The sequence below is a fragment of the Winogradskyella vidalii genome (assembly GCF_013403955.1).
GTDB classification, from domain to species: Bacteria; Bacteroidota; Bacteroidia; order Flavobacteriales; family Flavobacteriaceae; genus Winogradskyella; species Winogradskyella vidalii.
Genome location: NZ_JABFDG010000002.1, coordinates 214,025 through 233,749, shown reverse-complemented (window position 1 = coordinate 233,749; position 19,725 = coordinate 214,025). Strand labels below are relative to the sequence as shown.

General features: G+C 33.2%; 23 protein-coding genes. 13 read left to right on the top strand and 10 right to left on the bottom strand.

Annotation, left to right across the window (positions count from 1 at the left end; all coding sequences use genetic code 11):
- Positions 1 to 60: 60 nt before the first annotated feature.
- Together HM982_RS07890 and HM982_RS07885 are read right to left on the bottom strand one after the other, a co-directional pair.
- On the bottom strand, positions 61 to 1,728 hold the full coding sequence (locus HM982_RS07890; RefSeq protein WP_179352602.1) for a glycoside hydrolase family 30 protein: 1,668 nt from the start codon (positions 1,726 to 1,728) through the stop codon (positions 61 to 63).
- Between the two features lie 152 nt (positions 1,729 to 1,880).
- On the bottom strand, positions 1,881 to 2,300 hold the full coding sequence (locus HM982_RS07885; RefSeq protein ID WP_179352601.1) for a hypothetical protein: 420 nt from the start codon (positions 2,298 to 2,300) through the stop codon (positions 1,881 to 1,883).
- A 442-nt stretch (positions 2,301 to 2,742) separates the two neighbouring features.
- Here HM982_RS07885 and HM982_RS07880 point away from each other — a divergent pair, with 442 nt between their 5' ends.
- Positions 2,743 to 4,206: an aminoacyl-histidine dipeptidase gene (locus HM982_RS07880; protein ID WP_179352600.1), complete on the top strand. Its 1,464-nt coding sequence runs from the start codon at positions 2,743 to 2,745 to the stop codon at positions 4,204 to 4,206.
- Positions 4,207 to 4,317: 111 nt separating this feature from the next.
- Here HM982_RS07880 and HM982_RS07875 read toward each other — a convergent pair whose 3' ends face one another.
- From HM982_RS07875 to HM982_RS07865, 3 genes are read right to left on the bottom strand one after another with little or no spacing between them, the layout of a single operon-like run.
- Positions 4,318 to 5,538, bottom strand: a complete 1,221-nt coding sequence (locus HM982_RS07875; RefSeq protein WP_179352599.1) for a peptidylprolyl isomerase — start codon at positions 5,536 to 5,538, stop codon at positions 4,318 to 4,320.
- Positions 5,531 to 6,064: a gliding motility-associated peptidyl-prolyl isomerase GldI gene (gldI, locus tag HM982_RS07870; RefSeq protein WP_179352598.1), complete on the bottom strand. Its 534-nt coding sequence runs from the start codon at positions 6,062 to 6,064 to the stop codon at positions 5,531 to 5,533. The genes HM982_RS07875 and gldI overlap by 8 nt, the downstream gene beginning before the upstream one ends.
- A gap of 13 nt (positions 6,065 to 6,077) precedes the next feature.
- Complete coding sequence (locus HM982_RS07865) at positions 6,078 to 7,109, bottom strand: DHH family phosphoesterase (protein ID WP_179352597.1); 1,032 nt, start codon at positions 7,107 to 7,109, stop codon at positions 6,078 to 6,080.
- Between the two features lie 173 nt (positions 7,110 to 7,282).
- Between HM982_RS07865 and HM982_RS07860 the strand changes: the two genes are divergently transcribed.
- Positions 7,283 to 8,329 (top strand): alkaline phosphatase D family protein, encoded by a 1,047-nt coding sequence (locus HM982_RS07860; protein ID WP_179352596.1) that lies wholly within the window; start codon positions 7,283 to 7,285, stop codon positions 8,327 to 8,329.
- A 91-nt stretch (positions 8,330 to 8,420) separates the two neighbouring features.
- On the top strand, positions 8,421 to 8,840 hold the full coding sequence (locus HM982_RS07855) for a nucleoside-diphosphate kinase (protein WP_179352595.1): 420 nt from the start codon (positions 8,421 to 8,423) through the stop codon (positions 8,838 to 8,840).
- A gap of 71 nt (positions 8,841 to 8,911) precedes the next feature.
- Here the strand turns inward: HM982_RS07855 and HM982_RS07850 are convergent, their stop codons facing one another.
- The 4 genes from HM982_RS07850 to HM982_RS07835 form a co-directional block, all read right to left on the bottom strand.
- Positions 8,912 to 9,190 carry a PLDc N-terminal domain-containing protein gene (locus tag HM982_RS07850; protein WP_179352594.1) on the bottom strand — a complete coding sequence of 93 codons (279 nt, stop codon included), beginning with the start codon at positions 9,188 to 9,190 and terminating at the stop codon, positions 8,912 to 8,914.
- Positions 9,191 to 9,200: 10 nt separating this feature from the next.
- The gene (locus HM982_RS07845) at positions 9,201 to 9,764 is read right to left on the bottom strand and encodes a helix-turn-helix domain-containing protein (RefSeq protein ID WP_179352593.1); all 564 of its coding nucleotides are present in this window, start codon (positions 9,762 to 9,764) and stop codon (positions 9,201 to 9,203) included.
- Positions 9,765 to 9,974: 210 nt separating this feature from the next.
- The gene (locus HM982_RS07840) at positions 9,975 to 10,388 is read right to left on the bottom strand and encodes a hypothetical protein (protein ID WP_179352592.1); all 414 of its coding nucleotides are present in this window, start codon (positions 10,386 to 10,388) and stop codon (positions 9,975 to 9,977) included.
- Between the two features lie 215 nt (positions 10,389 to 10,603).
- Positions 10,604 to 11,146 (bottom strand): DUF4377 domain-containing protein, encoded by a 543-nt coding sequence (locus HM982_RS07835; protein ID WP_246296635.1) that lies wholly within the window; start codon positions 11,144 to 11,146, stop codon positions 10,604 to 10,606.
- A 228-nt stretch (positions 11,147 to 11,374) separates the two neighbouring features.
- Here HM982_RS07835 and HM982_RS07830 point away from each other — a divergent pair, with 228 nt between their 5' ends.
- The 7 genes from HM982_RS07830 to HM982_RS07800 are packed head-to-tail and all read left to right on the top strand — an operon-like array spanning position 11,375 to position 15,632.
- Positions 11,375 to 11,797 (top strand): DUF2141 domain-containing protein, encoded by a 423-nt coding sequence (locus HM982_RS07830; RefSeq protein ID WP_179352591.1) that lies wholly within the window; start codon positions 11,375 to 11,377, stop codon positions 11,795 to 11,797.
- A 19-nt stretch (positions 11,798 to 11,816) separates the two neighbouring features.
- Positions 11,817 to 12,437, top strand: a complete 621-nt coding sequence (locus HM982_RS07825) for a tetratricopeptide repeat protein (protein WP_179352590.1) — start codon at positions 11,817 to 11,819, stop codon at positions 12,435 to 12,437.
- A gap of 26 nt (positions 12,438 to 12,463) precedes the next feature.
- Complete coding sequence (locus HM982_RS07820) at positions 12,464 to 13,822, top strand: histidine kinase (RefSeq protein ID WP_179352589.1); 1,359 nt, start codon at positions 12,464 to 12,466, stop codon at positions 13,820 to 13,822.
- An 11-nt stretch (positions 13,823 to 13,833) separates the two neighbouring features.
- Positions 13,834 to 14,151: a 2TM domain-containing protein gene (locus tag HM982_RS07815; protein WP_179352588.1), complete on the top strand. Its 318-nt coding sequence runs from the start codon at positions 13,834 to 13,836 to the stop codon at positions 14,149 to 14,151.
- Positions 14,152 to 14,159: 8 nt separating this feature from the next.
- Positions 14,160 to 14,504: a 2TM domain-containing protein gene (locus tag HM982_RS07810; RefSeq protein WP_179352587.1), complete on the top strand. Its 345-nt coding sequence runs from the start codon at positions 14,160 to 14,162 to the stop codon at positions 14,502 to 14,504.
- A gap of 18 nt (positions 14,505 to 14,522) precedes the next feature.
- On the top strand, positions 14,523 to 14,840 hold the full coding sequence (locus tag HM982_RS07805) for a 2TM domain-containing protein (RefSeq protein WP_179352586.1): 318 nt from the start codon (positions 14,523 to 14,525) through the stop codon (positions 14,838 to 14,840).
- A 36-nt stretch (positions 14,841 to 14,876) separates the two neighbouring features.
- Positions 14,877 to 15,632 (top strand): LytR/AlgR family response regulator transcription factor, encoded by a 756-nt coding sequence (locus HM982_RS07800; protein WP_179352585.1) that lies wholly within the window; start codon positions 14,877 to 14,879, stop codon positions 15,630 to 15,632.
- Between the two features lie 2 nt (positions 15,633 to 15,634).
- Here the strand turns inward: HM982_RS07800 and HM982_RS07795 are convergent, their stop codons facing one another.
- Positions 15,635 to 16,810 (bottom strand): LETM1-related biofilm-associated protein, encoded by a 1,176-nt coding sequence (locus HM982_RS07795; RefSeq protein WP_179352584.1) that lies wholly within the window; start codon positions 16,808 to 16,810, stop codon positions 15,635 to 15,637.
- A 216-nt stretch (positions 16,811 to 17,026) separates the two neighbouring features.
- Between HM982_RS07795 and HM982_RS07790 the strand changes: the two genes are divergently transcribed.
- The 3 genes from HM982_RS07790 to HM982_RS07780 all read left to right on the top strand — a co-directional run bounded on the left by HM982_RS07790 (position 17,027) and on the right by HM982_RS07780 (position 19,690).
- Positions 17,027 to 17,680: a DUF4331 family protein gene (locus tag HM982_RS07790; RefSeq protein WP_179352583.1), complete on the top strand. Its 654-nt coding sequence runs from the start codon at positions 17,027 to 17,029 to the stop codon at positions 17,678 to 17,680.
- Positions 17,681 to 17,734: 54 nt separating this feature from the next.
- Positions 17,735 to 18,313 (top strand): DUF4331 family protein, encoded by a 579-nt coding sequence (locus HM982_RS07785; protein ID WP_179352582.1) that lies wholly within the window; start codon positions 17,735 to 17,737, stop codon positions 18,311 to 18,313.
- A gap of 99 nt (positions 18,314 to 18,412) precedes the next feature.
- Positions 18,413 to 19,690 (top strand): tetratricopeptide repeat protein, encoded by a 1,278-nt coding sequence (locus HM982_RS07780; protein ID WP_179352581.1) that lies wholly within the window; start codon positions 18,413 to 18,415, stop codon positions 19,688 to 19,690.
- Positions 19,691 to 19,725 lie beyond the last annotated feature (35 nt).

Sequence of the window (19,725 nt, the reverse complement as noted above, 5' to 3'; positions counted from 1 at the left end):
AAAGTTTTGGCTGTTTAACGTTGTTTGGATTTGGGTTTGCTAGTGGTTTAAATATTAAATTTAAAGTAAATCTTTTTTCTCTTTTAAATGAATCGTTTGTATCGCTTTTGGTGCAATTTGAGTTGTGTACGTACCGGTATCTAATGAGATTGATAATTCGTGAGCCTCATCGTTATTGTTATAAACTACTACAGCAATTGAACCATCAGTATTTTTAGCTGCTGTATAGATCAGTCCAGTAACTTCACTGCCTTTTATTGCAATTCGATGCGCATCTGGGCGGATAAACTTACTGAAATGACTTAGTAAATAATATAATGGTGTATAAATAACTTCATCAGTAACTGGGTTGATAAGCACCGGCGCACTATTAAAATTATCATATGGATTTGGTTGGCCTTTGTGGCTTAGTATACTACACCATTCAATGTAGCCTTGGGTGCCGTGATTTAAATCGGTAATCATATCAGTAGCATAAGTTTCAAAAGGAACAAAAGTACCCGCATAGTCTGTACTCGCTCTCCAATATTGTCCAATTGGATCATTAGCATCAATATCAATACTAGACTCGGTATGAATCATCGCTTTATTTGGCCAATTTTTTTCTAATTCAGCTAACTCCTTAGCATACCAGTTATTTGCTTTTAATTCAGAATTTGTGTACCAATGAAAAGCAGTTCCCCAAGCATATTTAGATGCCTCAGGATCTTCATAAGTTTTGGACACGTAATCGTTCATTGTAGACTTGTTATGGTCATAGATTAAAACACGTAATCCCGATTCTAAATCATCAAGATTAAGGTGACCGTCTTCTACGAGTTGAGGTCCAAGATGGTCTCTCAAAAAGTCCCGACCTTGTTCAGGAGTAAATCCGTTACTATCCCATTGTGCGTCATGCGCGTGTAAGGGTTCGTTTTGAGGCGTAAGGCCCCAAAGTGTAATACCTTGTTCTTTGTAGGCTGTTACATATTTTGAGATGTATTTTGCCCATAGACCATAATATTCAGGCTTTAAACTTCCATTAGTCATTTCGGCAGTTTCTCCTGTTTTCATCCAAGATGGTGGACTCCAAGGCGAAGCAATGATATTAAAGTCTGCACCAGGAATTTTAGAAGCTTCTAAAATCATTGGGATAAGATCGTAACTAGGCTCTACCAATTCAATACCTCTAACTTGGTCATTTTCATCTCCAGAAAATCCTTTCATGTCTTCGTGAATACTGAACGTTGAAAGGTCTTCGTCACCTTCTTCAATATAGGTGTAATGATTGTTTGAATAATCACTACTATTTATATGTGTTCTGGTAAGTGTAAAACCTGCGCCTTCAGTTGGACTAAAAAGTTTGTTTAATACCGCCTTACGAGTTTCTACAGGAGCTGTAGCGAGATTCCATGCCGAAGATTCTGTAAAAGAAGCTCCAAAGCCATAGTATTTCTGAAATGTTTTATCGGTATGAATCTCTAGAGTGACCTTCTTTAATTCTGCTGGGGTTGTTTTAGCTTCATCGCTAGACAATAATTTAAGATTGTCACCAGCCTGAGACGTTTGATAAATATCGGCTACGTAGTTTTGAGTATCATTTTTAGGTGCACAGCTATGCCCAATAATAGCTAAAACCAATATATAATACCATCGGATTTTAAAACTACTAAATGTTTTAATATGCGGTTGAAAGTTCTCTTTTTTGTTGGGGTTCGGTTCCTTTAATTTGGTCAAAAATGTGCTCATTATTCCTTTATAACTTTAAATATGTTACAACTTTTTTGTGTTGTTTGTTTCGCTTCTTAAAGCGATTAAATTTAAGGAATAAATTACAAATAAAAGACCAAAAATGATTTTAAAAGTAGGGTTTTAAGTGGTGTTTTAAAATCGTAATTAGTTTAAATTTTTTGATATTTTGATTTACAGCCTTCAACACAAATAAGTCCGCTAGTTGGTGTTAGAATGAAGTAACTGGATTTAAAATTTAAATCGTAGGTTATAATACCATCTTCGTTGTGATATTCTGTGGAAAATTGGTCGCAGTTATAATCAAGATGTAATTCTTGGTCGATTATTGAAAAATTACCTTCAGTACATTCTGTAAATCTATTTGAGGAAAATGTTCCGTTTTCAAAAAACATAAGTGATTCACCTTCTTCAACATCAACCCAGTATTGAGGGCCTCCAACACTAACAGAGGTTTCTGTTTGTAGCCATGTTCCAATCATTAAGGTTTCGTTAGCAATAATTGTATCGTCTGTTTTTTCACAAGCTGTGAAAATTATCAGGGCTGTAATTAAGTAGTGCTTTAATTTCATTCTAAGTCTTTAATTAATAGATGTTATTAGCTTTAAATGGTTGCGTCTTATTTACTAAAAAAACATTATTAAATTACTTAATGTATATTAAAAGTATAGATTAAAAATTTTGTGGGTTAATATAGTGGTTCCATATTCGATTAGTTAACAATGTAAACGTATATTTTTTGAACTAATCATATATTTTTAACAAACTACTAATTCTTGACGTGTTTGTAAGTCGTTTTTTTTTGATTGGATACAACCTATAACTATAAACAATACATTTATCAAGTTCCTTCAGCTCCTGAAAAAATAGAGTCTGAAAATTACAAATTTACTTGTCGCGTATTGAATTTCTTAAGTAAGTGAGGCGCCTATTTCAGATTATAAAACATCTTTAGAATGCCTCTATAAAGAGACCGTCGTATTTTGTACCTTTGCATTTCTAAAAACAAGATTTATGAGTTCAGAAATAAGAGCCTTAGAGCCAAAACAACTATGGAATAAATTCGCCGATTTAAATGAAGTGCCAAGACCTTCTAAAAAGGAAGAGCGTGTGATTCAATTCATGAAAGATTTCGGAAATAATTTAGGCTTAGAAACGATTGAAGATGAAGTTGGTAATGTCATTATCCGTAAACCAGCATCAGCAGGTATGGAAGACCGTAAAGCTATTGTGATGCAATCGCATTTAGATATGGTACACCAAAAAAATAACGATACTGTTTTTAATTTTGACGAGCAAGGCATTGACATGTTTGTAGAAGGGGATTGGGTCAAAGCTAAAGGAACAACACTTGGAGCAGATAACGGCTTAGGTGTGGCAACAATTATGGCAATTTTAGAAAGCGATACTATTGCGCATCCTGAGTTAGAAGCGTTGTTTACGATTGATGAAGAAACAGGGATGACGGGTGCCCAAGGTTTAAAAGGCGGCTTGCTTAAAGGTGAAATACTTTTAAACTTAGATACTGAAGAAGATGATGAAATTGGTGTTGGTTGTGCCGGTGGTGTGGATGTTACAGCAACTCGCGATTATAGTGAAGAAGAAACTCCTGAATTTAAAATAGGCTATACCATCACCGTAAAAGGTTTACAAGGCGGACATTCTGGAATGCAAATCCATGAAGGGTTAGGGAATGCTAATAAATTAATGAACCGTTTATTATTTGATGGTTTTGAAAATTACGGACTTCGTATTTCTGAAATTGATGGTGGAAGTTTAAGAAATGCTATTCCTAGAGAAAGTAATGCTATTGTTGCTATTGATGCTGTAAATGAAGCGACTTTTGAAACTGAAATGAAAGCTAAGGCTGGTGAAATTAAGTTTGAATTTAAAACTATGGAGCCCGATTTAGAAGTTGTTATTTCTAAAACGGAAACGCCTGAAAAAATAATGGAATTGGGTGTGCAAGAAGGCTTAACAAGAGCTTTGTATGCGGCACATAATGGGGTTTACCGTATGAGTCCAGATATTGAAGGTTTAGTTGAAACGTCTAATAATATCGCTAGAGTTATAGTAAAAGATGGCGCAATTAAGATTGGTTGTTTAACGCGTAGTTCTGTAGATAGTACAAAACAAGATTTAGCAAATACCTTACGTGCTACTTTTGAACTGACAGGTTGTGAAGTTGAGTTTTCTGGTGATTATCCAGGTTGGGCACCAAATATGGATTCTGCTATTTTAAAAGTGATGGTGCCTATTTACGAGCGTTTAAATAACGGTGAAAAACCTCATGTTGCAGCTTGCCATGCAGGTTTAGAATGTGGTATTTTAGGAACCAATTATCCAGAGATGGATATGATAAGTTTTGGGCCAAACATTAAAGGGGCACACTCACCAGATGAGCGTGCTCAGATTTCTTCAGCTCAGAAATATTGGGAATTTGTATTAGAGATTTTAAAGCATATACCTAAGGCTTAATTTAATTAGCTAGATATTTTTAAAGGTTTTAAAAGCCTTGTCAGATTTAGATATATAAAAAAAGCAGCTACATTATGTAGCTGCTTTTTTGTTAATAATAGTTTGGAGAAATTATTCTTTAATTCCAGCTAATTCAATATCAAAAATAAGGTTAGCTCTTTGAGGAATCACAGGCGGATTACCATTTTCACCATAACCTAAATAATACGGAATAAATACACGGGCTTTATCACCAATTTTCATGTTTAGCATGGCTTCTCTAAATCCAGCAATTAAGCCAGCTGTTTCGTTGTAAGGCATATCAAAAGACGTATAACGTCCTGCTTTATCAGTTCTTTCGTCATATTTACCATTCTTTTCCGCAACTTCTTTCCAAGTCGTCCAGAATAAGTCACCATTTTCTAAATATCCAGCACATTCAATATTTACACGGTCTGTTGGTTTCGGCTTAACACCATCACCATCATTTGTAAATATCATGGCCATACCTGTTGGCGATTCAATTTTACGACCTTCTAATTCTTCATTTTTCTTTAAGAATTCAGCTTTTGCCACTTCAGCTTTTGCTTTAGCTTCAGCTCTTGCAGCTTCAGCTTTTTTCTCCGCTTCAATTTTTGCAGCTTCAGCACGTTCTTTAATTTTAGGCAATTCTTCTGTAAATACTTTAGGAGCATCAAACTTTTTGGCAATGGCGCCTTTACGTATAATTGTTAGTTTTTCTATAACAACATCTTCGATAGGCTTGTTAGATCGCGGTTGCACGTCCACAGCAGAGATCGCATCTAAGACATCCATTCCTTTTACTAATTCTCCAAAAACAGAATGACAAGATACTCTTGGGTTTTCACAATTTTTTAAATTGCCCTGAGCATCATAAGCATCTAGCCAAGGTGTTGCTTTTTCTGTAATATAAAATTGACTTCCATTAGAATTAGCACCAGAGTTGGCCATTGATAAAATCCCTGGTTTATTATGTTTTAATTCTTTTATAAATTCATCTTCAAATTTATAGCCTGGATCGCCAGAACCTGTTCCTGTTGGATCGCCACCTTGAATCATAAAGTTATCCATAACCCGGTGAAAAGTTAAACCGTCATAAAAAGGTTGGTCTTTAAATTTTTCTTCAACTAAAGGGTGATTACCTTCTGCTAAAGCGACAAAGTTAGCGACTGTAACAGGGGCTTTATCAAAAAATAGTTTTACAACCATCGTATCTTTTGAAGTTATAAATTCAGCATAAAGGCCATCTTCTAAATCAGGATAACGTTCTTGGCAAGAGATGTTTACCAAAAATAATAGTACAACGAATGCAGTAAGTGCTTTTTTAATCATTTTTCTCAATTATAGTGTTTAAAGTTACTTCACAAATTAATGGAACATTGGTTCCTATTTTACGTTCATCACCATAATAGCCAAAGGCTTTTTGGGATGGAAATATAAATGTTGCTGTTTCTTTAGGTTTTAAAAGTTTTAAGCCTTCACGCAAACCTGTAAACAGTTCTTCTTTGTCCATGGTATAGGTTTTATTGGTGCTGGCATAAATTTCTTCGCCTTCAATATTAGATACGTCGAAAGAAAACTCTACAAGGTCTCCAAATTCGGGTTGAATGGTGTCATTCTCAATTTTAGTATTGTAATAATACCAAAAGCCACTTTCTGAGGCGATATAGTTGTTTTCTGGATTGCTCTCTATGATGCTGAGAATTTGTTTGTTCTCAAGTTCATTAAGTTTTTTGTTGCGTTCAACTGATGCTTTTAAAAATGAACCTGATTGAACGGTTTCAGGTAATCGTGCTTCAGGTGGCTTACAACTGAAACATAGCAATAGAAATGAGAAGGCAAGAAGTAGGTTTTTCATGTCATATAATTTATTAACCATTTTGGTCTGGGGACAAATCTTGTTTATAGTGTGGTAATATACTAATAAATTTATTTATGGTTGTTGGCATATCTTCTTCGCTTCGTCCTCCTGCGGCATTTGTATGGCCACCACCATTAAAATAGGCTCTAGAGAGTTCATTGACTGAAAATGTACCTTTACTTCGTAATGATATTTTTATAATTTTATCTTGTGTGTTTTCTATAAAAATCGCTGCAAATATAATGCCTTTTAAAGATAATGCATAATTCACAAAACCTTCAGTATCTCCTTTTTTAAAGTTGAATTTGTCTAATTCTGCCTGAGTCAGTGTCATATAAGCTGTCCTTAATTCTGGAATCACTTTTAAGTTTTGCATCGCTCTACCTAAAAGTTGTAAACGACTGTAACTATTGGTATCGTATATATTGTTGTGAATTTGAGAATTGTTAGCACCTTTATCAATTAAGTTTGCTAAAATATGATGGGTTTTGCTCGTTGTTGCCGGAAAACGAAATGAGCCTGTATCCGTCATAATTCCGGTATATAAACAAGTGGCTATTTTGGTATTAATTTTATCGGTGTCACCAAGCATTTCGATAAAATTATAAACCATTTCACAAGTAGAAGACATGCTGACATCAGAATACATATACGTTGCATAATCATCGGGTTGTTGGTGATGGTCAATCATTAATTTAGTGGCTTTAGAGGCTTCTAAAACTTCTGCCATTAAATGACCCGTTCTGTGGAAAGCATTAAAATCTAAAGTACATATTAAATCTGCCTTTTCAATTAGGGTGTTGCTTTGGTCTTGTTCGGTTTCAAATTTTAAAACGGTTTCATCGTCTGGGAGCCATTTTAAAAAATCAGGATAATCATTTGGTGCAATTACAACAGCATTATGGTTGTATAATTTTAAATAATGGTACAAGCCTAAAGTAGAACCCATAGCATCACCGTCTGGATTTCTATGTGGAACAATTACGATATTTTTAGGTGTACTAAGTAAATTCTTTATTTCTGAAATCTGTGTCTTTATCATTTTATAATGGATCAGAATCTATATTGTGATTCCGTATTTTATTTTTGGAATTTCACCACGTATAAGTTGTATGTAGACGTGATTTTTATAGTGGGCTAAGATACAATTTAATAACAGATCGTTTAAATACTGATGCATTATTTTAAGGTATCTTTACAGCAAATATCTTTGTTATGAATAAATTTTTAGCTGTTTTTAGTGCTGTATTAGTATTGTTTTTATGGAGCTGTAAGTCTTCAGACAAAAAAGAAGTCAATACGGTTGAAATCGAAGTTAATAAAGCCGATTATACCATCGCATTTGGTTCGTGTAATAAGCAAAATACCACTAATTTACTTTGGGAACCTATATTAGCGCACCAACCTGATGTTTGGATTTGGGGCGGTGATAATGTGTATGCTGATACGGATAATATGACCAAGTTGAAAGCTGATTACAACCAACAGTTGGCAGATACCAGTTATCAAAAACTAATAGCATCGACTAAAGTCTTTGGAACTTGGGATGATCATGATTATGGTTTAAATGATGGCGGACTTGAATTTTCAAAAAAGAAAGAAAGTCAACAAGAGTTTTTAGATTTTTTAGGGGTTTCTAAAACTGATGCCCGCCGTAATAGGGAAGGCGTTTACCATTCTGAAGTTATAGATTTAGACCACGGGTCAATTAAAATAATGGTATTAGATACGCGCTATTTTAGGTCAGGATTAACCGATGATAGTATTTTTGGTAAACGTTACCAGCCGAATGCTTATGGTGAAGGCACAGTATTAGGAGCAGCACAATGGCAGTGGTTAGAAGATGAATTAAAAACATCAGAAGCAGATTTCAATATTATTGTGAGTAGTATTCAGTTTTTATCTAATGAACACGGTTTTGAAACTTGGGGTAATTTTCCGCATGAAGTAGACCGTTTAAAAAACGTAATTATAGATGCTAAAGCTAATGCTGTGTTATTGCTTTCTGGTGATCGTCATATTTCTGAATTCTCGAAGATAGAATTAGAAGGTTTAGATTATCCGTTAATCGATTTTACTTCCAGCGGATTAACACATGCTTATACACGTTTTTCTGGAGAGCCAAATCCTTATAGAGTTGGTGATGTGGTTGCTGAAATCAGTTTTGGACTCCTACATTTTGATTTCGAAAACAATACAGTAGAGATGGAAATGCGAGGCGAAAACAACATTAAACAACACCAATTGAAGCAACAATATTGATTCTTGTTTTTTATATAAAATACATTACTTTTGCAAGAAATTCACCCTAGCTAATAATAGGGCATAGGTGTAAACCATTAAAAAAAAATACATGGCAACTAACAGAACATTTACAATGTTAAAGCCTGATGCTGTTGAAAACGGACACATTGGCGCAATATTAGAAAAGATTTCAGCTTCAGGATTTAGAATCGTAGCAATGAAATTAACGCAAATGACCAAAGCTGATGCTGAGGAATTTTACGCAATCCATAACGAACGTCCATTTTTTGGAGAGTTAGTAGAATTTATGACTCGTGGACCAATTGTAGCAGCAGTTTTAGAAAAAGACAATGCTGTTGAAGATTTTAGAACTTTAATTGGTGCTACCAACCCTGCAGATGCAGCGGAAGGAACAATCCGTAAATTATATGCTGCTTCTGTTGGAGAAAATGCAGTTCACGGAAGTGATAGTGATGATAATGCTGCTATTGAAAGTGCATTCCATTTTGCTGGAAGAGACATGTTTTAAGACAAAATCTTAAACAATAATATTAAAAAGACTATCTGTAAAAGATGGTCTTTTTTTGTTTTTTATGAGAATTAAATTCGTTTTCTACCGATGAAATAATAAATTATGGTGCCAATATTTAAAAAGACTATTAATCCTATAGTCCACAACATTTTTTCTCTTGGACTTAGTTTTTTTGATTTGCTAATTTCAATGACACTAAGAATTATAAAGATAAACGTTAAGATAAGTCCTAATACCAAAAAGGAATTAGCAAAATCTGAGTACTGATTTATTTTTAATAGCGTACCAATTATTGAAAATAGTAATGCGCTTATAAAACTTATGTGGATGGGTTTATTATTTTTCATGTATCAAGTGCTATTTAATAAATTGAATTAATGTTGGGTAGGTTGGCTTCATATTATCTTTTTTTAACTTAACTGAAGCTACAATGGGCAAAACGATGTTTAATAGGTATAGACCCATAAGAATATAGAGTAAGAAATTGAAATTTTCATAATGCATTATCTTCATAAAAGCATAGTCAATAGCAACTATCGATGTTGTAAACGTCCAAACAATCTGAAAATTTAAAACCTTAGCTCCAATAGCTTTTAAACCAATAAGCTTATCTTTTTTTGTGAGCCATAAAATCAATGGTAATATAATATTGCCAATAGGAATTGCTAAAAAGGATAGTACAGAGAGGTGGAAATAGATGATATAACTTTTATCATATTGCTTACCATAATCCAATAGGTCTTCTGCGTTAATTTCTAAGGCATCGCAAATTAGATTTAATGTTTTTCCACGAGGTTCATTCTGGTTTGTCTCTATACGTTGAATGGTTCTCAAATTAATTTTTGCCAAATCGGCTAATTCTTCTTGAGAAAGTCCTTTTGTTTTTCTAGCGTCTTTTATCTTTTTACCTATTTCACTCATGAATATATACTGTATTGTTTTTTACAAATCTAATTACGAAATGATGTTAATGATAACGGTACAAAGGCGACATTTTTGCGACATTTGTGTCATATAGCGGTTTTTGCTGGCCTCAAAACAAAAGCGAAGCTGCTTTAGAAGGCTAAGTGACCAAATTAATAAATTAAAAATGGAATGAAAGTTAAAGAAGCTTGGGCAATGTAAAAAGTTTTAAGTCCACTTAATATTTAGTTGTTCTAATTCTATAGTTAAATCGTTTAGAGAATCGAAGTCAATTATTTGTGTATCGATTACAAATTCGGTTGAATTTGATTTTAGGATGTAATCGCCAGCAAACTTTTTAATACTTGTAATGTCCTTTAAATTAATTTTTTTTGGAATTAATGTGTTTTTAGTTAAAACACCATTTTTGAGGGTGAGATACTGTTTCTTTTTTTCGAAATAATAGATGAGCAAAGAAAAGCAACCACCTCCAAATAAACCAAATCCTGCTGCGTCTAATTCAAATTTATTTGCGGTATTAAAGAACGTAAATACAATGGTCATTATAATTCCTGCAATCACAAAAGTGACACCAAATTGATAGTTGGAATTTAACCGCACTTTAGAATATTTGATTTTCATTTCATAAATGTTTGTTCAGATACTTAAGCAAAAACAAAAAACAATAACTAGAAGTAGTCTTGATTTGTGTATTAGTGTAAGTTTAGCTAAATTAAAAAAGGCTTATTCAGTAGAGGTTTTTTGGTTTATAATGTTAATGAGCAACTAATTTAGTAAATACAAATGAGAAAGACGCTTAGTGCGTTGGGATAGTTATTAATGTTTTTAATACGTTTTTATTCAAGTCCGATTAATTGTATTTGATTATTTTCTAGCCTTGTGAAAGTTCCAATTACAAAATCTTGATGCTGAAGTTTGTCGTCTAATTCATTACATAGATGCTGACAATCAATTTCAATTTGATCTAAAAGCGCATAGCCAGAGGTTGTGGTGATAAAACTTTGTCCACCAATTTTTAAATCAATATTAAATTCTGTGTCATTGCTCACTTCTTCGGTTGAAATAATTTCTTGTAAAGTATATTGAAGAGAACTTCCATCAGCAGGCTGATTGTCAATATGGTCAATGCTAACTTTTATATCATAAATAAATCCAGGTTGGTAATTAAACCCTTTTATAGTAGTATATAATCTGCTCCAATTGTCAGAACCAATACTGTCGTTTTCTTGGACTAATAAAGTCAAAAATAAACCTTCCCCGATACCTGTGGTTTTATAATGATTAACTCTCATCGTCAAAGTTTCTGATTCACTATCACTCGTATTGGAACAGGAATGGCAACTACCAAGAATCATTAAAATTAAAATTAATTTTCTCATAAGATTTAAAGTTACAGAGGTTTATTTTGATTGAGTTTTATGTTCAATTAAAGGTTTACCAAGGTCTATAAATTTAGAAAACAGGAAATCTAAAAGTCTAAATAGTAGTGTTTCAAGATTTATAATTTCAAAATTAACAATTCATCTTTAAAATATAACAATTCAGTAAGGCTAGTTTTTATTACCTTGAAACCTATTAGATATTTGTATCAAACAAAACCACAAATTATGAATGTACTCGCAAAAATGATTGTTATTTTTTTTATTGGCTTATTGAGTTTTGAGACGCAAGCCCAAGAAACCTATACAATCACCGTAAATGTTGAAGAAGCTGACCACAACGAAGGCAAAATGTTTATTGCGCTTTATAATACTGAAACAGAATTTTTAAAGGAAAACTATAAAGGAGCTATAAGTCCGCTTGAAAACAAGGGCGCTACTGCAACTTTTGAAGGGGTTCCAGAAGGTATTTATGCGATTTCCGTTTTTCACGATGAAAATGATAATGGAAAAATGGATACCAATTTTATGCATATTCCTAAAGAAGCCTACGGCTGCTCTAATGGTGCAACCGGTTTTATGGGACCACCAAAATGGGACGATGCTAAATTTGAATTAACAGCAGATAAGACCATTACAATTACATTATAATTATAAAAACCAATACCTGATGAAATATCTAATTTTTATCGCATTTTTTGTTATTGCACCAATGACAAATGCACAAACTAATTTTGAAAAAGGCATGTCTAAAGCTTTTGAACTCTGGAGCGCCAACAAAACAGATGAAGCCGAAAACATGTTTGAACGTATTGCTAAAGCAGAACCCGAAGCATGGTTGCCTCATTATTATATTGCACAAATAAATAGTATTAAAAGCTGGACAGAGAAAGACGAAACCGTATTAAAAGCGCAATTAGATAAAGCACAAGAGCATATAGATGCCGCCATGCTCCTAAGTGAAAATAATGCTGAGTTATTAGTGATACAAGCACATATCTTAACCAATTGGGTCGCTTTTGATGGGATGACTTATGGTATGAAATATGGTGCGAAAATCGCAGAGTTATATGAAAAAGCAGCAGTTATAGACCCTACAAATCCAAGAGCAGCTTATGGCAAAATTGAATGGGAAATGGGAAGTGCTAAATATTTTGGTAAAGACACTGCGCCGTATTGTAAAAAGTTAGCGTCTGCAATCGCCCTTTTTGATACCTTTAAGCCAGCAAGTAAATTACACCCTAATTGGGGAAAAGACCGTGCCGTACAAGTATTAGAATCTTGTAAATAGAAGCTTATTAAACAGAAAGAAAACAAATGAAGAAATTATTTAAAACGATTGTTACGGGGTTTATAGTCGGCTTAGTTATAATGGTTATAGACCAAACTATCCGTTTTTTCTCTGGAGCTGTTATTGAGATTAATAGTGATTTCTTTAAGTCTTTTTCTTACTATATGATTTACTCAATTCCACTGAGTTTAGTAAACACGTATTTCTTTGAGTACATAAACAGTTATATTGTTTGGAATCGTTTTAAAAAGTACAGGTTAATCATCGGTTTTTTAGGTTCTGTCATTCTGACTTTAATAACAATTTTCTTTGTTAGAGCTTTTATTGAAATAATTATTGAAGGTGAAACTTGGTATGAATTTATTGAGTCCGAGCGTAGTAGTTTCTATTTTAGTGCCCTATTAATTACGCTAGTTATTTCATTATTTTTTCATGCCGTTTATTTTTATAAAGAATCGCAAAAAAATAAAATAAAAGAACAGAAAGTCATTGCCGGTACAGCAAGTGCCAAGTTCGATGCTCTAAAGAATCAGCTAGACCCTCATTTTTTATTCAACAGTTTAAATGTATTAACCAGTTTAATTGAAGAAAATCCTGAGAATGCACAAAAGTTCACCACCTCTTTATCTAAAGTCTATCGTTATGTTTTAGAACAGAAAAACAAAGAATTAGTCACAGTAGATGAAGAATTGAATTTTGCTAGAACCTACATGTCGCTTTTAAAAATGCGATTTGAAGATAGTATCATTTTCGAGATTCCAGATAAGGCATCAAATCCCGAAAGTAAAGTGGTGCCATTGTCTTTACAGCTGCTTTTAGAAAATGCCGTAAAACACAATATGGTGACTTCTAGCAAACCCTTGCACATTATAATATATGAAGATGCTAATCATTTAATCGTTCAGAATAACCTTCAGCCCAAACAAATTGTAAAGAAGAGTAGTGGTGTCGGTTTAGAAAATATAAAACAACGTTACCAGCTGCTTTCAAATAAAAAAGTACACATTAATCAACGGGAAAAGGACTTTGTAGTCGCCATTCCTATGCTCACAAAACAAGTATCAATTATGAGAACCACACCAAAGTCACAAGCACGTCTTAACGAGGATTATGTAAGAGCGCGTAAACGTGTAGAAGAATTAAAAGGCTTCTATTATAGTTTAATTTCTTACTGTTTGGTGATTCCATTTTTAGTGTTCATCTGGTACAGATTTTCATATATGACCATCCAATGGTTTTGGTTTCCGGCCTTAGGCTGGGGTATTGGTTTAGCATTTCAGGCCTATAAAGTGTTTGTAGATGATGGTGCATTTGGGGGGCAATGGGAAGAGCGAAAAATAAAAGAATTTATGCAAAAAGATGATGCGAAAAACCGTTGGAATTAATTTAAAAACTTATGAGACAAGATTCAAATTTAAAATTTTTAAAAGCTAAAAATAGAGTTGAGAAACTTAAGCAATTTTACACGCATTTTGCGGTTTTTATAGTGATTAATACTGTGATATCCACTGTTAAAATTATGAATAACATGAATAATGGTGAAACATTTGAAGACGCTTTTTATGATTTTTCCACCTTTGCCTCTTGGTTAGTTTGGGGTGTAGGATTGTCATTACACGCATTTTCTGTGTTTATTCTTCCTCTAGTTTTAGGACATGATTGGGAGGCACGTAAAATTGAAAAATATATGAATGATGAATTACAAAACGATTAAATATTATTATGGAAAAATATACTGTAGAACCCTACGAAGAACAACAAGATAGAAGAGATTATAGAGAAGAAGAAGCGTATTTAAGAGCTAAAAAAAAAGTGGATTCTATTATGGGATTTTATTGGCACTTGGCGTCTTATGTGATTGTAAATATTTTTTTAATCATTGTCATTAGCGTCAATTCTGATGAAGGTTTTTTCCATTTTGGAACCTTTGCGACAGCCCTATTTTGGGGTATTGGATTATTATTTCATTTTCTAGGCGTTTTTGGAACCGATTTCTTATTCGGAAAGCATTGGGAAGAGAAAAAAATAGCAGAAATGATGGAGAAAGAACGTGAAAATTGGGAGTAAACGGATTAAGAATAAACTATGAATACTGACGACAAACATCAACAGCTAAAAAAGGCAAAAGAAACGCTTAGACGGATTAAGCTATTCTATATTCACCTGGCCGGATATATTGTAGTAATCGCACTTCTGCTGTATAATTTATACATCGTTGCAGGGCCTTATAAAAATAATATTATCAGCTTAAATTTGAGTGTTATAGTCGTTTGGACGGTTTTTATTATAATTCACGGTTTAAATGTATTTAAAGACAAACAAATTTTTAAAAAAAGCTGGAAGGACAAAAAAACAGAACAATTCCTTAAGAATAAGAAAGAAGAAACCACTTTTTGGGAATAGCAAAATCAGTTAATTATAAATAAGAAATTAAAGTCAATGAATGTTATTATAATAGAAGACGAAAAACCATCCGCAAGACGATTGCAACGTATGTTGAAAGTTTTAGATATTAATGCGGAAACCATGCTACATTCTGTTGAAGAATCAATTGAATGGTTTCAAAATAATGAGCATCCCGATTTAATTTTTCTAGATATTCAGCTCAGTGATGGTTTGTCTTTTGAAATCTTTGAAGCTATTGATATAAAATCGGCTGTAATTTTTACAACGGCTTACGATGAATATGCCTTACAAGCCTTCAAACTCAATAGTATTGACTATTTATTAAAACCTATAGACGATGAAGATTTAGAAAAGGCTGTTGAAAAATATAAAGGAAGAACTCCTCAAAAACAAGCTGTCACTCTAGATTTTGATGATATAAAAAACCTATTAGTTAATCCTATTGAGCGTGAATACAAAAAACGCTTTTCAGTTAAAGTTGGTCAGCATTTAAAACTCATAAATATAGAAGATATTGAATGTATTTATAGTGAAAACAAAGGCACTTATGCTTATACTAAAGAAGGCCGAAATTACTTGTTAGATGCCACTTTAGACCAACTTGAAGCCGATTTAGCACCTAATGTCTTTTTTAGAACTAGTAGAAAATTCTATATCAATGTCAATGCGATAAAGGATATTATTAGTTATACCAATTCACGACTGCAAATTAAACTCAACCGTTTTAATGAACAAGACATTATTGTAGCTAGAGAGCGTGTTAAGGATTTTAAAAACTGGCTGGAGTAAATTTATTTTTTATCGTCTATCCGATTATCATCAAATGCAGATGGTAATAATTTAGGGATAAATTTCACAAATAAGGGTAACAAAATCATACCGCCAGGTAACATAAAAATTGCTAAACTAGGAATGGATTTAAAAATATCCATTAATTGCGACTGAATTTTCTTCTGTTCCTCATCTGTTAGATTACGTTGGGTCGATTGCGCTAAAAGCGTCATTGCTTCTTTGCTTTCCGATAGTTCTTTAATAAGGCGTTTACTATTTCTATTTATTAATTTAGAAACCACCTTACTACTGTTGTCGTAAAAACTCTGCGCTAAATTTTTAGAACTTAAAAATGAAACCTTATCCTTATGCTCATCATAGAATAAGTTGATATCGTTTATAGACCTGACTACAACTTTGTGTTCAACATTTAAATCTTTTTCTAATTGTTTTAAAAAAGCGCGTTCCTCATTGTCTATAATTTTATCTGTCCAAGAAGCCATACATACCAAATCGATGACGTATAATTTCTCTAAAGGTGTTTTAATAAAAGCGATGGCATCTTTATAAGTCAATACCTCTGCGTTTTTATGACGAATAGAACTTTCAAATAATTTAATAAGGTTTTGGTCGTATTCCGATTTCTCCGTCTTGTTTTCAATAACTGAAAAAACAATAGTTTCTAGGGCAAATTCTAAATTCGTAACATAAGATTTGATGTTTTTTTCGTCTTCTAGAAAACGATAATAGCCTAAGACATCAACAAATAAAAGCGCATTAATTAAGAAATAATTAAAACTTTTTGAAATTAAATTATCATCAATATGAATGCGTTTATGAATAATTTTTTCCAGAAGACTATCGGGTGATTTATCACTAAATAGATCTTCAAAAAACGAACGCTTTTGGTCGCTAATAGTCTTATAATATTTAATAAGACTCGTTGTAAACTCGGTATCCGTTTTTGCTTTGGTATGAATAAAATAAAAGGTCAGTAATAAATTGGTTTTACAACGTTCTTCTTCACTGAGGTCAAAGGGTTTCACAATATCGAGAACCACTTTTATATTACTGCCATAGATAAATCCAGCGTGTTTCAAATTTCTATAAAACACGCTATCCTCAGTCTGAGAATATATGCTTTCAGAAACCTGATTAAGTAATTTTTTTATCCAGCCGCTAGCTGATGGATTCATAGGATGATTTTTAAAGCTTCAAAGTTAAATTATTATGTCGAAAAATCACGTATTTATTTCGTTAACATAATTTTAACAAAACCGGTCAGTTTATTTTTTCGTAGGTAGAGCAGAGACAAAATAATTAACGAAAATCTCAAAATTAAAAAAGCATTTGTTGTTTCTGAATCAATAGGAAACGGTAAGTGAAAATTACAAACCATTAAATTAATACTTATGAAAAAAACAAAAATTTTATTCGCATCAGCAGTTTTAGGCGTTGCTACATTTGTTGCTATTGCAGCTGATCACATTGATGCGCCAGCAGTACAAGGGGGGTCTAGTGACATTACCGATTTTTACGCCTTTAGAGGCGAGGACAATTCTAACATTGCATTTGTTGCTAATGTACAAGGTTTGCTAGCACCTGGGGATACGAGCAGCGCTTCATTTGATGAAAACGTTATGCTAGAAATTAACATTGACACCAATGACGACAATGTTGAAGATTTGGTGATACAAGCCATTCCTAGAGATGGTAAAATGTATTTCTATGGACCAACAGCACCATCACAAACAGGTTTAAGCAGTACGGTGGCGTCTACAGCGGCTAATTCAGCAGTGGTTGATATTACCAATTATGGCGAATCTGCAATTATAGAAGAGTTTGGTGGTATGAAATTCTTTGCAGGTCCAAGAGATGATCCTTTCTTTTTCGACTTTAACCAATATACAGCTATCATCAATGGTGATGCTGGTGGATTTGAAAATCCAGGCGATGACACCTTTGCAGGTTCTAATGTTTTATCTGTAGTAGTTGAGGTGCCTAAAGCTATGATTGGTGGTTCAGGTACCATTAAAACTTGGGTAGAATCTAAAAGAAAACAATAATGTTCTGAAACTTAGATGTTTCAATAAAAATCATTAATACTAAAATATAATCACATGAAATTCAATACAATAAAATTATTTGCAGTTGCTATTTTAGCTTCTATGACAGCGATTAACTGTAGCAACGACGACGACATTAATATAGTTTCTCCAACAGGTCCAGACTTTAGCGGAACTTATATACAAGAAGACCAAATGGCTAGACCTGCTATTAATACGGTATTTGTTAACGATGATATGAAAGACACATTTAACACCACCATTCCTTCAGAAATGGGCGCGATGTTTCAAAGTGCTTTTCAAACTAAATTAGAAACTTTGAGTCCTGCTTATAATCCAGAAAACCCTGATGATGCTAATGCGTTAGGTTTTACAGCAGCACAGTTTACAGGTGTGTTAGCAACCGATGTATTAACCGTTTCCTTAGACGGACCAACAAGCTTTTTTGATGGTACCAATGTGTTAACAGGTAGAGCCTTAGCAGATGATGTTATCGATGTAGAGTTGATACTGATATTTGGAGGTGAAGACGGACTAAGTGACCCAGAATTCCCAGGACTTACTAGCGATAATGTCGCTTCTAATGACAAAGACTTTTTAACCACTTTCCCTTACTTAGCGTCTCCTTGGTAAATGATTGCTACTATAATCTGAAATGGGATTTAACAATCTCATTTCAGCTTATAAGCAATTACAAATCACAAAATACTTAAAACTCAAAAACACATTATCATGTACATAAAAAAGATACTTCCGTTACTGCTATTAGCTTTACTGTGGAGCTGTAATTCGGATCAGGTTACAAAGTCTTCCGATTATCAAGCTTACCTCACAACAACTATTGATGATTCTAAACTTTTAAAAGCCGTTGATTTCTGGACTCAAAAAATTGAAAACAGTAATAATGCTTACACTTATTTGGTAAAACGTGCCAATGCCAATACTCAGGTTTTTAATTCAACAGGCAATATTGCTTATTTAATTAAAGCTGAAGAAGATTTTCTAAAAGCGAATACCATTGTTAATGATAGTGATGCTGGACTCCTAAAAAGCCTTGCTGCAAATTACATCTCGCAACACCGTTTTAAAGATGCTTTAATTGCATTGAAAAAAGCAGAAGCTAATGGAGAAAAATTAGTGGGCACTAAAAAAATGTTATTTGATGTGCACTTAGAATTAGGAAACTATATTGAAGCCGAAGGGTATTTAAGCGGTATTAAAAACACATCAGATTTCGATTATTTAATCCGGAAAGCCAAAAGGGAAGATCACAATGGCAATTTAGATGCTGCTATTGAAAACATGGAAAAAGCCACTAAAATTGCCGAATCTTCAAACTTAAAAAGCATGAAGCAATGGGCGTATACCAATTCTGCCGACTTCTATGGCCATGCAGGCGAAATTGAAAAATCTTATAATTATTTTCTGAAAGCTTTAGAGTTAGACCCCAATGATGCCTATGCTAAAAAAGGAATTGCATGGATTGTATTTTCACATGAAAATAATCCAGAAGAAGCCTTAAATATATTAAATCACATTTCAACGTATTACCAAGCTCCCGATTACGATTTACTAAAAGCTGAGGTTGCTGAATTTCAGAATAATTCAGAATTAAAAGCGAATGCCTTACAAAACTACCAAGAAGCCGTTAGCAATAAACACTATGGTGACATGTATAATGGCTATAATATAACCTTACTTACAGACGAATTATTATTACCTAAAAAAGCTATTGAAATTGCCAAATCTGAAGTTGAAAATAGACCAACACCACAATCTTACGATTTGTTAGCGTGGAGCTATTTTAAAAATGGCGATATAGAAAAAGCAAATCAAATCATCGAAGAATTTGTAGCTGGAAAAACCTTTGAACCCGCTGTGTTATATCATGTTGCAGAAATTTATAAGGCAACAGGTAAGACAGAACAACTAAAACCTTTAAAAACGGAACTTTTAGCGAGTATTTATGAATTAGGACCAGGAATGGCTCAAAAAGTAAATCGACTATAATTCTTACAAAAACCATGTAGAATAATTAGTTTTGC